We start from the raw sequence: 14,691 nt of genomic DNA on the forward strand, positions 1-14,691 counted from the left end.
GCAGATGCGGCCCTTTTTCCCTGCCGGTCAGCCTTCGACCTTGTGCAGTTTCTTCTCATCCAGCAACAGCGCCAGAACAAGCCCGAACGACACCGAGACTGTGGCGAAGACAAAGGCCATGTTCATTCCGCTGTCAAAGGCGTTAGCGATTGCGGTCTGAACTTTTTCGGCCTCGGTAGAACTGAGTTTTTGCATGATCGCCTTGGCCGTATCGGTGGTCAAAGTACCCCCATTGATCGCCTTTTGATCTGCAAGAGACAGATCAATACCATCTGCCTTGAGCTGCTTGCCAAGACTGTTCAAGCTGCTGACATACATGACCGCTGTGGCGCAGGCGACGGAAATGGCGCCATAGACCAGATGGGTCATGAAACTCAGCCCGCCAACCAGGCCTGCGCGTTCCGGTTTAACGGCACATACAGCCGCTGTGCCTGACGGACCCACGGTCAGAGTTGCCCCAAGGCCGATCAAAGCCATCCCCGGCAAGATTTGGAAATAGCCCAGGCCGTCAGGCATCAACACAATACTCGCCGAGCCCAAAGTGGCGCTGAGATATCCCCAGAACAACAGCCGTTTGGGCCCGAAATCGTTGTATAACGTCCCCGAAACCACAGATCCGACCGCCAGCAACACGGTCAAAGGGGCCAATCCCAGAGCGGATTCAAAGGTCGACCAGCCCAGCACCTTTTGCATGTATTGCGGGAAATACAGCAAGCCGATGAAGGCCGCGGACACGTTGAACATGTTCAGTCCCAGCGTGATCAGAAACTCCCGGTTCTGCATCAGCTGCGGCAAAAGCAGAGGCTCGGGCACCTTTTTTTCGATCCTTGGGAACATGAAAAAGAGAACGCCGCTGGCAAAGAAAAGCAGCAGCAATGGGACCGAGGTCCACCCCCAATCTGCACCGATGTCCAGCCCGTAAAGCAACAGAAGGACCGCGAAGGACAGGATTGCCATGCCTGCAAAGTCGATCCGTTCGCCTTGTTTGTGCTGGGTTTCCTTTTCCATCACGAAAATCGCGGTGGCCATCGAGATCGCTGAAAACACAACATTGGCCAAAAAGAACAGCCGCCATTCGCCCAAGGTGACAGCCGCGCCACTGATCATCGGTCCAAAGACGTTCCCGGTGGTCACCCCGGCCAGGATCATCCCCATGATCAGAGCCCGATGTTCGGGTTTCGAGACTTTGGTGGCCCCAAACGCCAATGTGCAAGGCCAAACGCAGCCTGCACCAATCCCCTGAAGGGCCCGCGCGACGATCAGATAGTCCAAACCGGGCGCGACAAAACACATGATCGACGAGAACAGAAAGATCGACAGTCCGATAATCATCATCTTCCGATGCCCGAACATGTCGCCCATCCGGCCTCCGGCAACCATCGTCATGGCAAAGAACAAGGCATAGATGTTCAGAACCCACTGGGTTCCCGTGATGTCCGAGTCAAAACTGTTTTCAATCGCCGGAACCAGCATCAAGGCGCCAGTAAAGTCGATGCCAATGCCAAAACCCGTCACCATGAGGGCGATGAGCATTACGATGCTTTTGCGTTCCATAGGTCCACCCGGATTGAACGTGATGTCCTATTGATGCACGGAAACGTGTCAAAAAGACATATAAAACCCGGATTTGCCGGTAATTCAGCTGCCGGACACGTGCAGGCGGCGGACCACTCGTTTCAGCAAATCCACTTCGGCTCGCAGCAGGGACAGCTCTGCCAGCAGGCTGTCGTCGGCGGGCTGGCCTGCGATGATGGTGATGTCGCCTAGCTTTTCATGTGTTGTCGCGTTTTGGATAAGGATCGTGTGAACTCCGTCCGATAACGTTTCAGTCGGCACGGTTAGTTGCAAAACCCACTCGGCACCGTCTTGCTTAAGTTCGAAATCGGTCAGGGATTGGCCGCAATACAGAATTTCGACTTCTGGGGGAGCATCGCTTGTGAGACGACCTTCCCAAACGCCGTTATTCAGCCGGATTGGAGTCAGAATGGGTTGGGTCATGCTTTGGCCCTCTTACAAATCGGCTCGGTGGTGGCGGCAAAAGGTCATATCGCGCAAGATCACCCGATTCATGGCGGGGTGTTCCAGGATGATATCCAACCAGAGTTTTTCGATCCGCCGTTCGTTCAGATCCAGATGCGCCAGATCGAAGTCGATTGAGGCTTCTGTCTTGGTCAGATCAAGTTCCCGCAGAACATGGTCGGTATTGGGACCGTGCTGCACATTGAGCCTGGCAAAGATACGGCAAGGCCGTTCGCTTTCGGTCAGCATGTCCAATCGAACGAGATGCTGTTGGGTCAGTTGGTTCGCTGCCTCGGCTGGCAACTCAACGGCAAGGGACAGAAACGACCCCTCAAAGGCAAAAACTTCGATTGCAAGGCTGAACGGGGCAAGGTCTTTGTCACTTCGGTTCCGGATCTGTCGCAGCGCGATCTCACGCAGCTCACAGTCATGGAACAGGGTGGACTGACCATCGATTGGTACGCGGCGCGGGGCCGAAGCAATACCCTGGGAATTCAGCGGCAATCGCCAAAGATCCGGTCTCCATGACCAATCCGACCCTAAGGGTTTGGAAAATCGCGTCGATCCGATCTCGGGCTGAACCAACCGCCCGTCTGCGTTCCGGATCAACCGTTCAACAGCAGTTTTGATCTGGCGCGCTTGGTCCCTTTGTCGCCGCAGGTCGGGCAGGGGTGTCAGATCGGCATTGCGATCCAGACGCGTCCAGCGTGCCAGCGCTTTGCGGTGAAGATAGCGATCCAGAAGTTTTCCCATTGCGCCTGATCCGATTTTCAGCCCTGTTTAGCTATTTTTACGCAAAGGGGTAGCCCGAGACTGCGCGTCAGGTGGTAAAAATTTCCTGAATTCTCGCGGGGCATGAGAAAATCGAAGTCCGGGTATGTTCCAGTTCTTGTAAAGGCGCGGGGTGCGCCTTAAGTTCCGCTGTCCGGCGTGTATCATTTCCTATACAAGCGTTTTCCAATAAGAAGGTAGGGCATGGAACCCACCCTATTCTCGTTCATCTGGAAATATTCCAAGAAACAGCAGCTGGTGCTGCTGGTCCTGACAGTATTGTCGTTCCCGTTTCTCTACGCTTCGCTGGAACTGCCCAAGCAAATCATCAACGACGCCATCGGCGCGCCCTCGAACGAGGTGTCATTGTTTGGCTATTCGGTTTCGCAGGTACAGTACCTGTTGATCCTGTGTTTTGCCTTCCTGGCCACTGTGATTGCCAGCGGCCTGATGAAGATGCGTATCAACACGATGAAGGGCGTCTTGGCCGAGCGGATGCTGCGGCGGTTGCGCTATACGCTGATCAGCCGGTCCATGCGCTTCCCGAAATCCTATTTTGCATCGACCAGCCAGGGCGAGCTGGTCTCGATGATCACGTCAGAGGCCGAACCGATGGGCGGCCTGATGGGCGATGCCATTGCGCAGCCGGTGTTCCAGTTCGGTCAGATGATGACCATTGTGACGTTCCTGTTCATGCAAAGCGTCTGGTTTGGTCTGGCCAGTATCGCGCTGATCCCGCTTCAGGCCTGGTTGATCCCCAAATTGCAACGCCAGATCAACTTGTTGAACAAAGAGCGTATTCAGGAAGTACGCCATCTGAGTTCCGAGATTGGCGAAAGCGCTGCGGGGATCAGTGATCTGCGCACCAACGGCGGGTGGCGTTACCGTCTGGCGCAGTTCAGCCACAGGCTGGGCACCTTGTTCGAGATCCGCTTCAAGATCTACAACAAGAAGTTCTTCATGAAGTTCCTCAACAATCTGATCACTCAGATGACGCCGTTTCTGTTCTATTCAGTCGGTGGTTATCTGGCGATCAAGGGTGAGGTAACGGTCGGGGCTTTGGTCGCGGCGCTAGGGGCTTACAAAGATCTGAGCGGTCCTTGGAAGGACCTTCTGACCTACTACAACCAGGTGCAGGACATGTCGCTGCGCTGGGAGGTGGTGACCGAGCGGTTTGCCCCTTCGAACATGATCCGCGAGGAGCTTTTTGAAGGAGAGCCCGAAACCATTCCACGTCTGACTGGCGATATCGAGTTGCGGAACGTCACCGTGCGCGATGATGACGGGAAGACCATTCTCGAAGATATCGACCTTACGATTCCCCGAGGCGCGCGGGTTGCGATCCAATCGACCCATGCCTCGGAACGCTCGGCGCTGGCGCAATTGCTGACCCGAGAGGTTTTGCCCGCGCAGGGAGAGGTGATCATGGCAGGCCATGATCTGAACGAGATGCACCAAAAAGTCATCGCGGCGCGGATCGGCTATGCCTATTCCCGCCCTTATCTGTTTGACGGCACGCTGGGTGACAACCTGATGATGCCGCTCAGAACCCACCCGCATCCTTCGAAAGAACTGTCAGTTCCATCGCAGCGACAGATCGAAGCGGTGCGGTCGGGGAATTCTTCCGATCTGCTCGATACCGTTTGGATTGACCCCGGACTGGCGGGGTTGGACGACACTGACGGTATTCGCGACTGGTGGTTCCAACTGGTCGAGGCGATGGGGATTGACGAGTTTATGTTCCGCCGCACTTTGCGGTCGCAGTTCGATCCCAAGCTGCACCCGGTTCTGGCCCAAGAAATCGTCAATTTAAGGGACGTTGTCGCAGATCGTTTGCGTGAAAAGGGCCTGGATGAATATGTCTATCGGTTTGATCCCGATCGGTTCAACCCAGCCGTACCCCTGGGCGGAAACCTTCTCTTCTCGGCCCCGTCGCGCCGAATTTCGGCTGACAATCTTGTTGAGGATGGCCGTTTCCTGTCGATGCTCAAGGATCATGACCTTGACGATGATGCTTTGGTGATCGCGACAGCAGTTCTGGACACGCTGCGCCAGACCTTTGGACGTGATGGTGCCGATCACCCGCTCTTCCTGCGTCTTGGCTTGTCCAAGGATATGTACCATCGCTTGCTGGATATCGAGGAAGAACGCATCTCGAAAGGCGCCGATGCGATCAGTGAAAGAGACCGGGCGCTTTTGCTTGCGGTTCCGTTCATGCTGACCGCTGAACAGGTTGGCCCAAGTTTTCCGGATGAATACAAGGACAAGATCCTTGCGATCCGCCAAAGCCAGGCGGAACAGCTGCGCGCAGCGTTGGGGGATATGTTCACTCCGGTCTCTCCCGATGTGTACCTGCCGCGGCTGACCGCGATGGAGAACGCGCTTTACGGGCGGGTGTCGTTAACCGCGGGTGCCAGAGCGGACGAAATCGAGGACGTCGTGGCCGAGGTGTTGAACGAAGCAGGATTGCGCCGTCGGGCAGCAGCGATCATCTTTGATTTGCCCTCAGGCCTTGGTGGGAACAACCTGCCCACGGTATTCCAGGAACGCGCGGCCTTTTCGCGTGCCAGCATCAAACGCCCAGATATTTTGATCCTCGACAAAGCGCTGGCCAGTCACGATTCCGAAAGCCGTTTGCGGACACGTTTGAAACTGCGGGAATTGCTGCCGGATTCGATCATGATCTTTATGGAAGATCATTTTGCCCATCCCGAAGCTTACGATCTGTTTATCGAAATCAAAGATGGTCGAATCGACGGTGTGTCTAGCACGTCGGCCGAGTCCGACGACAGACCGTCCGATGATCTGAGCCGCAAGCTAAAGATCATATCCACCACCGAGCTGTTTTCACGACTCGACGGTCGCAACCAACGACTGTTGGCCTTTTCGGCGCAATGGTATGAGGCCAGCGCTGGCCAAACGATTTTCGCCCGAGGAGAGTCGCCGGATGCCGCGTATCTGTGTATTTCCGGCAAGGCGACATTGTACATGGACACTCGTGACGGTGCACCGCAGGCGATTTCCGTTATCGAACCGGGTCGGCTGATCGGAGATCTCGCAATCATAACCGGCGATGCACGACAATTGGATCTTGTCGCAAGCGAACCCTGTGTATTCCTGCGGATCGGAGCCGAGGAATTGCGCGCGGTGATCGAAAGCGACGCAACTGTTGCCGTACAGTTGCTGGAACGGGTCGCAGGCCATTTGACATCTGTTGCCGAACGGCTGCGAGATTCGAATGCTCTGTTGCATCCACACCCAGACACAGTCGAGCAACACAATGCGAGTTGAAGGGCCTCAGTCCTATGTCGCTCATGAACAATTGGTCGCCGATGCGCGCCGCTATCCGCAAATATGGCGGTTGGTGGTCGGCGTATTGGTGGTGGGTGCTATTACCATACTGGCGAATTTCGCCTTGTTTTCGGTTGTCGCAAATCAGGGCCCTCCAACTTGGGTTGACGGTTTTCTGAACGGGCTTTTCCCTGTCGCTGTGCTCGTGATTTTGGCAAGCTTTGTGTTCGTTATCATGGGAGTGGCTCTGGCCGCACGTCTGTTGCAGCGTCGAGCGTTGCGGTCGATCATCGGGTCTTCTTCAAGGGCAATGCGCCAATTCGTAAAAGTGCTTGTGGCATTGCTGACGCTGCAAGTGATACTGCTATTGCTGCCGCCTTACGGGTTCGGTGCACCTTTGGTGCCCAATCTGGCTTTTGGTCAGTGGGTGTTGTTGCTGCCTCTGGGTCTGGTTGCGATCCTGATCCAGACCAGTGCCGAAGAAATCCTGTTTCGAGGCTATCTTCAGCAAAGCCTTGCGGCGCGGTTCCGATCGCCCTGGATCTGGATGCTGGTGCCTTCGGTCCTGTTCGGGTTTGGGCATTACACGCCGTCTGTGGCCGGTGGAAACGCGATGATCGTCGCAGTATGGGCCATGATCTTCGGTCTGATCACAGCGGACCTAACCGCACGCGCCGGCACACTTGGACCCGCGATAGCCTTGCATTTCTTCAACAACTGTTGGGTCATCCTGGGCACCTCGATGCCAGATATGCTCAGTGGCTTGGCGCTGTACCACTGGCCGTTCGACTCTGCTGATACAGCAAGCCTCAGGCCCTGGCTTTACGTCGATTTCGCGATCATGATTGTTAGTTGGCTAACCGTCCGGCTTGCCATCAGGCGTTGATTGCATTTCTGTCCCCAGAGTCTTATTTGACGTCAAAACCGTAAAACAAGGTTCCGACATGAACTGGATCACAAACTACGTCCGCCCCCGGATCAACTCGATCTTTTCGCGCCGCGAAGTGCCCGAAAACCTTTGGCACAAGTGCAGCGAATGCGGAACGATGTTGTTCCATCGCGAATTGGCCGAGAACCAGAATGTCTGCACCCAATGCGGTCACCACATGGCTATCACGCCACGCGACCGGTTCGGTCATCTGTTCGATGGCGGTATTTTCACCGAAATCGAAGTGCCCGCACCCAAGGACGACCCGCTGCAGTTTCGGGACCAAAAGAAATACCCCGACCGCATGAAAGCTGCGCAGAAAAAAACGGGTGAGAAAGAAGCGATGCTGGTCGCCACTGGCGAGATCGGGCGCACTCCGATTGTGGCCGCCGCACAGGATTTCTCGTTCATGGGTGGCTCGATGGGCATGTATGTCGGCAATGCCATTATCGCTGCAGCACAAGAGGCAGTTAGGCTTAAGCGCCCGTTGATCCTGTTCTCCGCCGCAGGTGGCGCGCGTATGCAGGAGGGGATCCTGAGCCTGATGCAGATGCCGCGTACGACTGTTGCGGTTGAGATGCTGAAAGAGGCAAACCTGCCCTATATCGTTGTCCTGACCCACCCGACCACAGGCGGTGTAACCGCGTCTTACGCCATGCTGGGCGATGTTCATATTTCCGAACCCAACGCGCTGATCTGTTTCGCAGGCCCGCGCGTGATCGAACAAACCATACGCGAGAAGCTGCCGGAAGGGTTCCAACGCGCCGAATACCTGCTGGATCACGGAATGTTGGACCGGGTGACCAAACGCACCGAGATGCGCGAAGAGCTGATCACCATCACCCGGATGCTGATGAACCAGCCTCCTGCGATCAAGGGCGATCTGCCAGCGCCAAAACCCGAAGACACCACCTCCGAGCCACAGGCGGCAGAGCCCGATCAGACATGACCGAGCAGACATCTGACGTCATCCTCGAACGGATGATGGCCTTGCACCCCAAGATCATCGACCTGACCTTGGATCGCGTCTGGCGTCTTCTGTCCGCGCTTGGCAACCCGCAGCTTGACCTGCCGCCGGTGATCCATATTGCCGGAACCAATGGCAAAGGATCAACACAGGCGATGATCCGCGCGGGGCTGGAAGGGGCAGGGCGCAGCACTCATGCCTATACCTCGCCGCATCTGGCGCGTTTCCACGAACGTATTCGTCTGGCCGGAGAGCTGATCTCGGAACCTGCGCTAACGGCTGTTCTGGACGAATGCTATGTTGCAAATGGCGGCGAGAATATCACCTATTTCGAGATCACAACCTGCGCAGCCTTGCTGGCTTTTGCCCGCACCCAGGCGGATTACACCTTGCTAGAGGTCGGACTGGGCGGGCGTCTCGACGCCACCAATGTGATCGAACAGCCTGCGGTGACAGTGATCACTCCGGTCTCGATTGATCACGAGCAATTTCTTGGTGACACTTTGGGCAAAATCGCTGCCGAAAAAGCCGGGATCATCAAGCCTGGTGTGCCCTGTATCGTGGGGCCGCAAGAAGACGAAGCGCTTGAAGTCATCGAATACACCGCCGCCCGTCTTGGTGCGCCTTTGTTGGTCCATGGCCAACACTGGCATGTGCACGAAGAAAACGGACGTCTGATCTATCAGGATGAAACCGGGCTGCGCGATCTTCCTTTGCCCAACCTGCTGGGTGCGCATCAGTTTCAGAACGCGGGTGCTGCTTTGGCTGTGTTACGCCACCTGAACATGGGCGATGACGCCTATGAGGCCGCCGTGACCAAAGCCCATTGGCCTGCCCGCATGCAGCGCCTGAAAACCGGTCCACTGGTCGACCAGGCGCCGCAGGCTGAGCTGTGGCTGGATGGTGGCCACAACGCCGCCGCAGGCAGCGCATTGGCCGATCTGCTGGCGAAACTGCCAAAAAAACCGACCCATATGATCTGCGGCATGCTGAAAACCAAGGATGTGACCGGCTATCTCAGCCCTTTGGCCGCGCAGGCCCAGAGCCTCACCGCCGTTTCGATCCCGGGCGAGGCGTCAACGCTCAGCGCGGATGAAACCGCCGCGGCTGCCAAGAAAGTCAAGCTGCCCGCAACCACCGCCGGAACCGTGTCAGAAGCATTGACCGCAATCACGCGAAACGATCCGCAAGCTCGCGTGCTGATCTGCGGCTCGCTCTATCTGGCGGGCAATATCCTGCGCGAAAACGGCTAGGCGGATCCGCGCAGGGCGAAAGGGCAGAGCCCCCTATGTTCCCCAGTTCTGATCCTGCATTTCCCGCAGGCGCGAGGCCGTGCGTTCAAATTCGAACGTCCCTTCGCCTTCGACATAGAGCATCTCTGGCTCCGCTGCCGCAGAACAGATCAACCTCACCCGAGCCTCGTAGAGCGCGTCAATCAACGTAACGAACCGTTTGGCCTCGTTGAAATTGTTGCGCGACAGCCGCGGGATATCCTCCAGAACCAGCACCTTCACGGCCTCAGCAATGGCCAGATAGTCCCCCGGACCCAGCATCCGACCGCACAGATCGTAGAATGAGGCCCGCGCAACCCCGTTTCGAAATGCAGGCAGAACAACCTCGCGCCCTTTGACCTGCAACGCCAACGGTTCAGCCGGTCCACCGGACAGATCGGCCCAGACGGCCCTGATCTTGTCGCGCGCCTCCGGGCCAATGGGGGAAAAATACACCGGCGAGCCTTCGAGGCGGTTCTGTCGATAGTCGGTGGGCGAGACCAGCTCCCAGACCTGCAATTGCTCTTTGATATGCGCGATAAATGGCAAAAACAGCTGACGGTTCAGTCCATCCTTATAAAGATCATCAGGATGCCGGTTCGATGTGGTGACCACCACAACCCCACCCGCATGCAGCAGATCAAACAGCCGCCCGACGATCATCGCATCGGTGATATCGGTGATCTGCATTTCGTCAAATGCCAACAGGCGAACCGACTTCACGACCGCCTCGGCCACTGGGGCTAGCGCATCTTCAACGCCGTCTTCGCGGGCTTTGTGCAGGCCTGAATGGATTTCTTGCATAAAGGCATGAAAATGCACGCGCCGGGTCGGAATATCCCCCAATGTCTCAACAAACATGTCCATCAACATGGATTTGCCACGCCCGACACCGCCCCACAGGTACAGGCCCTTTGGGGGCGGAGGAGCTTTACGGAAGAAACCGCGTTTAACAGGGGTCGCAAGCTCGGCCCTGATCCGCTCGAAATGCGGAAGAACCGCCTCTTGCGCGTCATCGCGCGTCAGGCTGCCATCCGCGATACGGGCTTCATAAAGCGAAATCAGATCGGTCATGGGCCCGAGCCATAACGCGCCGTTCCAGCCTTGAAAAGCGGCCTTTTCCGCGTGACATCAGAAATTCTGATCTGACCGCCCATAAATTCTGATTTGACGCGGCCTAACTAGCATTTAGGCTCGCCAAACCACCCATTCGCAGGACACCATGCCTCACACCGTACGTCTCTTGAACCCGATCCTGATCGTCGGCTGTATCATCATCACCGTCAGCTTTGCTGTGCGGGCCTCGTTTGGTGTGTTTCAGATCCCGGTCGCCGAAGAATTCGGCTGGCTACGTTCGGAATTCTCTATGGCGATTGCGATTCAGAACCTGGCCTGGGGCATCGGACAGCCGATTTTCGGAGCGATCGCCGAAAAAGTCGGAGACCGCCGTGCCATTGTGCTGGGGGCATTGACCTATGCGGCGGGCATGGTGCTGACCGCGTGGTCTGTCACCCCGTTTGAACATCAGATGTACGCCTGGCTTGTCGGTTTCGGAATCGCAGGCACCGGGTTCGGGGTTGTGCTGGCGGTGGTTGGGCGGGCCGCCTCGGATGAGAACCGCTCGATGTCGCTGGCCATCGTCACGGCCGCAGGCAGCTTTGGTCAGGTCATCGGGGCGCCGACAGCAGAGTGGTTGCTGACCTTCATGCCCTGGCAGCAGGTGTTCATTGTCTTTGCCGTTACCATTCTGGCGCTGGTTCTGACCCTGCCGCTGATGCGCGCGCCGCAGCCCGCCAACAAGGCCGAACTGCAAGAAAGCATGGGGCAAATCCTTGTCCGCGCCTTCCGCGATCCCTCATATTCATTGATTTTCATCGGCTTTTTCAGCTGTGGCTATCAATTGGGGTTTATCACCGCCCATTTCCCGGCCTTCGTGACAGAAATGTGCGGCCCGATTCAACCCGGCGGCGTTTTGCACTCCATGGGAATTACCTCGACCTCTGCTCTGGGCGCTGTGGCGATATCGTTGATTGGTTTGGCCAACATCGGTGGCACCCTATTGGCCGGTTGGGCGGGCAATCACTTCCCCAAGAAATACCTGCTGGCCGCTGTCTACACGGGCCGCACCATTGCTGCCGCCTTGTTCATCCTGTTCCCGATCACGCCCATGTCGGTCATCGTGTTTTCGCTGGTGATGGGCTCGCTCTGGCTGGCGACGGTGCCGCTGACCTCGGGCCTTGTGGCGCATCTATACGGTGTGCGCTATATGGGCACGCTTTATGGCATCATCTTCCTCAGCCACCAGATCGGCAGCTTCTTGGGCGTCTGGCTGGGCGGGCGCATGTATGATCAGTTCGGCGACTATTCTCTAGTCTGGTGGATCGGCGTTGCCATCGGCGCGTTCAGCGCCATTGTCCACCTTCCCATTCGCGAGAACAGGCCGTCGATCCCCGCCGCTGCGTGATCACGGGGCGAATTTGCTTTGGATATAGTGGCTGGTCATCAAGTCCAGATGCGCCCCACCGCCATTCTTGAACAGCGTCACGGTGGAAGGGTCGGGGCGGAACTGATCCAGCCCGTAGAAATCGGCGATCAGGTCACTGCGCGAGATCACCCCCTCGGCAATTGGGGTCTTGATCTCGCCAATATGCTCCACGGTCGACTCAAAGCTGTCCACATAGATCGCCGAGCGCCTCAGCACCGCGTCGTCGACCTCGCGCATATCCGGGCGATAGGCGCCGATCAGGTTCAAATGCTGCCCCGGGCGCAGCCATTCGCCTTTGATCACGGGTTCGGTGCTCATAGTGGCCGTCAGAACGATATCGGCTTGTTGCACTGCCTCTGCCAGATCATACGCCACGTCGACATGCCCCATCTCGTGCGCCAGCGCTTCGGCTTTGGCGGTTGTCCGGTTCCAAACGGACAATTGCGCCTTCGGAAAACCTGCCGAGAACGCCTCACATAGCGAGGTGGCAACCGGCCCGGCCCCCACAATCAGCACCGACTGGCTGTCAGGGTTGGCCAGCCGCAACGCGCCCAGCAGGCTGTCACCGGCGGTTTTCCACTTGGTCACAAGGTGGAAATCCAAAAGCGCCGTGAATTGCCCGTCCTTGTCATCAAACAGGCTGACCGACCCGTTGATCGGTGGCTGCCCCTTTTCGGCGTTGCCTGGAAACACCGTGGCGGATTTGACGGCCAGCCCCAGTCCATCGATCCAGGCCGCCCGAGACAGCAGCGTATCTTTGCCGCGATAGAGGAAACTGTCCTGAATCTCGGCCTTGGGGCGGGTATGACCCGCTGCCAACGCCTGCGTCAACTCCAGCCAATCCAGATTGGCTTGTCCCTCTTCAAACGGGATTTGCAGAACCTTCATCTCGCCTCGCTTTCTGTCCGACAGCGCCTTGGCGCCTGAATGCCATTGGTCCCGGAACTGAACCAATCCTAAGCCTGGGATGCAAGCACCGACCGCAGCGCGCAGCGCTGCCGGGCCCAACGGGAAGAGGCGCATCTCTGATGCGTCGATGACCGGCGGGAGTGTCAGCCTCGCTTGGCGGCTCGCAGCTCTCGCTCCAAAGCGTCAAGGAACCGCGACCGGTCCGCCTTGCCAAAGGGTTTGCCACCGCCCCCCTGTCCCAGAGGGTTGGCTGCGCGCAGATCGGCCATCAGATCACGCATCGCCAATTGCTGGCCGATATTGGCGGCGGTGAAGGCCTCGCCATTGGGTCGCAACACCCGTGCGCCGGCTTCGACACATTTGGCGGCCAGAGGAATGTCGGATGTCACCACCACATCTCCCGCACCGCAGCGTTCGGCGATCCACTTATCCGCCTCGTCCGCGCCCTCGGACACGATGACAACCTGCACCAGCGGATTGGCTGACGGGCGCAGACCTCCGTTCGAAACCAGGGCCAGTGGCACTTTGTGGCGGGTTGCCACGCGCTCGGCCTCGGCTTTCACCGGACAGGCATCGCCGTCGATATAAAGTGTTGTCACGCCGATTTGGCCTTTTTCTTTGCGGCGGGCTTCTTGCGCACTTTGAACTCGTCCGGGATCGGCATCCGGTTAAAGGCGTCCAGACCGGCGATCTTGTAGGCCTCGGCCAGCGTCGGATAGTTGAACGTGTTCTGCACGAAATAGTCGACGGTGCCTTTCAGGTTCAGCACTGCTTGGGCGATATGGATCAACTCGGTCGCCCCTTCGCCCACGATCTGCACCCCCAAGACGCGGCGGGTCTTGAGCGAGAAAAGCATCTTCAGCATGCCATGTTCCAGCCCCATGATATGCCCGCGTGAGGTTTCACGGAACCGTGCCACGCCGACCTCATAGGGTATTCCACGCTCCTGCAGCTCTTCTTCGGACATGCCGCAGGTCGACATCTCGGGTACCGAATAGATGCCATAGGGGTACCACGGGCTTTCCGGCAAGGTTGGCGTGTCCAGCGCATGGCAAGCGGCCACACGGCCTTGTTGCAAAGAGGTCGAGGCCAGCGATGGATGACCGATGACGTCCCCGGTCGCATAGATATGCGGAACCGAAGTTTGATAGGTCTTGCGGTCGACATTGATCCGGTTGCGATGATCGGTCTCGATCCCCACAGCCTCCAGGTTCAGCGCTGAAGTGGCACCCATGCGACCGGCTGCAAATAGCAGCATCTCGGCCCGCACATGGCGCCCGTTTTCCAATGTCACTTCCACATGGCTGCCTGCATCTTCGATCTTTTCGACCGCCGAACCCAGTCGCAGATCCACACCATTTTCGCGAATCTGATGGGTGAACTCGTGGATCAATCGGGTATCGATGAAATCAAGGAACGTCTCGCGCGGCTCGATCAGCGTCACGCGTACATCGAGCGCCGAGAACATGGTGGCATATTCCACACCGATCACACCTGCGCCAATAACCACCAGCGAGCGTGGGATTTCCGCCATTTCTAGGAAATCATCCCCGTCCACAACCGTCTTGCCATTGAATGGCACATAATCCGGGCGATAGGTCTTGGTGCCGGTTGCAATCAGAAACTTGGCCGCCGTCAGGCGCGTAGTGTCGCCGGAATCCGTGGCAACCTCAACCTCGTGCGGGCCGATGAATTTCGCCAGACCGCTCAGCGTGTCCACATGGTTGCGGTTGAACTGGTGTTCCAAAACATCGACTTCATGATCCAACGTCATATGCAGCCGTGCCTTAAGGTCTTCTGCCCGGATCTGGTCCTTCACACGGTACGAGCGCCCATAAAAGCTCCGTTCGCGCCAGCCTGACAGGTTGAGAACAGTCTCCCGCAGGGTTTTCGACGGTATTGTTCCTGTATGAACGGAAACGCCACCCAGCCGGTCATGGCGGTCGATGACCAGCACCCGATGTTGTAGCTTCCCCGCCTGAATTGCTGCTGAACGCCCAGAGGGGCCCGATCCAATGATAATCAGGTCATAGTCAAAATCGCTCATGCT

12 protein-coding genes are annotated in these 14,691 nt (G+C 57.4%); 5 read left to right on the top strand and 7 right to left on the bottom strand.

What is annotated here, in order from left to right:
- Positions 1-27: 27 nt before the first annotated feature.
- From GOX45_RS14965 to GOX45_RS14975, 3 genes are all read right to left on the bottom strand, one after another.
- Positions 28-1,554: an MFS transporter gene (locus tag GOX45_RS14965; RefSeq protein WP_171101960.1), complete on the bottom strand. Its 1,527-nt coding sequence runs from the start codon at positions 1,552-1,554 to the stop codon at positions 28-30.
- Positions 1,555-1,638: 84 nt separating this feature from the next.
- Positions 1,639-1,998, bottom strand: coding sequence for a hypothetical protein (locus GOX45_RS14970; protein ID WP_171101961.1), 360 nt, complete (start codon positions 1,996-1,998; stop codon positions 1,639-1,641).
- A gap of 12 nt (positions 1,999-2,010) precedes the next feature.
- Positions 2,011-2,772, bottom strand: a complete 762-nt coding sequence (locus GOX45_RS14975; protein ID WP_171101962.1) for a DUF6478 family protein — start codon at positions 2,770-2,772, stop codon at positions 2,011-2,013.
- A 222-nt stretch (positions 2,773-2,994) separates the two neighbouring features.
- Here GOX45_RS14975 and GOX45_RS14980 point away from each other — a divergent pair, with 222 nt between their 5' ends.
- The 4 genes from GOX45_RS14980 to GOX45_RS14995 are packed head-to-tail and all read left to right on the top strand — an operon-like array spanning position 2,995 to position 9,229.
- Positions 2,995-6,081 (top strand): ABC transporter transmembrane domain-containing protein, encoded by a 3,087-nt coding sequence (locus GOX45_RS14980; protein ID WP_171101963.1) that lies wholly within the window; start codon positions 2,995-2,997, stop codon positions 6,079-6,081.
- A complete protein-coding gene (locus tag GOX45_RS14985; protein WP_171101964.1) occupies positions 6,071-6,967 on the top strand; it encodes a CPBP family intramembrane glutamic endopeptidase in 897 nt (298 codons plus the stop codon). The genes GOX45_RS14980 and GOX45_RS14985 overlap by 11 nt, the downstream gene beginning before the upstream one ends.
- A 58-nt stretch (positions 6,968-7,025) precedes the next feature.
- Positions 7,026-7,958 (top strand): acetyl-CoA carboxylase, carboxyltransferase subunit beta, encoded by a 933-nt coding sequence (gene accD, locus GOX45_RS14990; protein ID WP_171101965.1) that lies wholly within the window; start codon positions 7,026-7,028, stop codon positions 7,956-7,958.
- Positions 7,955-9,229, top strand: a complete 1,275-nt coding sequence (locus GOX45_RS14995; protein ID WP_171101966.1) for a folylpolyglutamate synthase/dihydrofolate synthase family protein — start codon at positions 7,955-7,957, stop codon at positions 9,227-9,229. The genes accD and GOX45_RS14995 overlap by 4 nt, the downstream gene beginning before the upstream one ends.
- Before the next feature lie 33 nt (positions 9,230-9,262).
- Here the strand turns inward: GOX45_RS14995 and zapE are convergent, their stop codons facing one another.
- Positions 9,263-10,321: a cell division protein ZapE gene (gene zapE / locus GOX45_RS15000; protein ID WP_171101967.1), complete on the bottom strand. Its 1,059-nt coding sequence runs from the start codon at positions 10,319-10,321 to the stop codon at positions 9,263-9,265.
- 148 nt (positions 10,322-10,469) lie between these two features.
- Between zapE and GOX45_RS15005 the strand changes: the two genes are divergently transcribed.
- Positions 10,470-11,711, top strand: a complete 1,242-nt coding sequence (locus GOX45_RS15005) for an MFS transporter (protein ID WP_171101968.1) — start codon at positions 10,470-10,472, stop codon at positions 11,709-11,711.
- Here GOX45_RS15005 and GOX45_RS15010 read toward each other — a convergent pair whose 3' ends face one another.
- The 3 genes from GOX45_RS15010 to sthA all read right to left on the bottom strand — a co-directional run bounded on the left by GOX45_RS15010 (position 11,712) and on the right by sthA (position 14,688).
- Positions 11,712-12,620 carry an ornithine cyclodeaminase family protein gene (locus GOX45_RS15010; protein ID WP_171102097.1) on the bottom strand — a complete coding sequence of 303 codons (909 nt, stop codon included), beginning with the start codon at positions 12,618-12,620 and terminating at the stop codon, positions 11,712-11,714.
- A gap of 164 nt (positions 12,621-12,784) precedes the next feature.
- A complete protein-coding gene (locus tag GOX45_RS15015; protein WP_171101969.1) occupies positions 12,785-13,240 on the bottom strand; it encodes a YaiI/YqxD family protein in 456 nt (151 codons plus the stop codon).
- Entirely contained in the window at positions 13,237-14,688 is a 1,452-nt protein-coding gene (sthA, locus tag GOX45_RS15020; protein ID WP_171101970.1) for a Si-specific NAD(P)(+) transhydrogenase, read from the bottom strand. The genes GOX45_RS15015 and sthA overlap by 4 nt, the downstream gene beginning before the upstream one ends.
- Positions 14,689-14,691: the final 3 nt, after the last annotated feature.

The sequence above is a fragment of the Ruegeria sp. HKCCD7255 genome, from assembly GCF_013031565.1.
Taxonomy (GTDB): domain Bacteria; phylum Pseudomonadota; class Alphaproteobacteria; order Rhodobacterales; family Rhodobacteraceae; genus Ruegeria.

Bases quoted from the DNA above. Each gene is read 5' to 3' on its own strand.
- GOX45_RS15010 (WP_171102097.1), bottom strand. From the start codon at position 12,620: ATGAAGGTTCTGCAAATCCCGTTTGAAGAGGGACAAGCCAATCTGGAT.
- GOX45_RS14980 (WP_171101963.1), top strand. From the start codon at position 2,995: ATGGAACCCACCCTATTCTCGTTCATCTGGAAATATTCCAAGAAACAG.
- sthA (WP_171101970.1), bottom strand. From the start codon at position 14,688: ATGAGCGATTTTGACTATGACCTGATTATCATTGGATCGGGCCCCTCT.
- GOX45_RS14995 (WP_171101966.1), top strand. From the start codon at position 7,955: ATGACCGAGCAGACATCTGACGTCATCCTCGAACGGATGATGGCCTTG.
- zapE (WP_171101967.1), bottom strand. From the start codon at position 10,321: ATGACCGATCTGATTTCGCTTTATGAAGCCCGTATCGCGGATGGCAGC.
- accD (WP_171101965.1), top strand. From the start codon at position 7,026: ATGAACTGGATCACAAACTACGTCCGCCCCCGGATCAACTCGATCTTT.
- GOX45_RS14975 (WP_171101962.1), bottom strand. From the start codon at position 2,772: ATGGGAAAACTTCTGGATCGCTATCTTCACCGCAAAGCGCTGGCACGC.
- GOX45_RS14985 (WP_171101964.1), top strand. From the start codon at position 6,071: ATGCGAGTTGAAGGGCCTCAGTCCTATGTCGCTCATGAACAATTGGTC.
- GOX45_RS14970 (WP_171101961.1), bottom strand. From the start codon at position 1,998: ATGACCCAACCCATTCTGACTCCAATCCGGCTGAATAACGGCGTTTGG.
- GOX45_RS14965 (WP_171101960.1), bottom strand. From the start codon at position 1,554: ATGGAACGCAAAAGCATCGTAATGCTCATCGCCCTCATGGTGACGGGT.
- GOX45_RS15005 (WP_171101968.1), top strand. From the start codon at position 10,470: ATGCCTCACACCGTACGTCTCTTGAACCCGATCCTGATCGTCGGCTGT.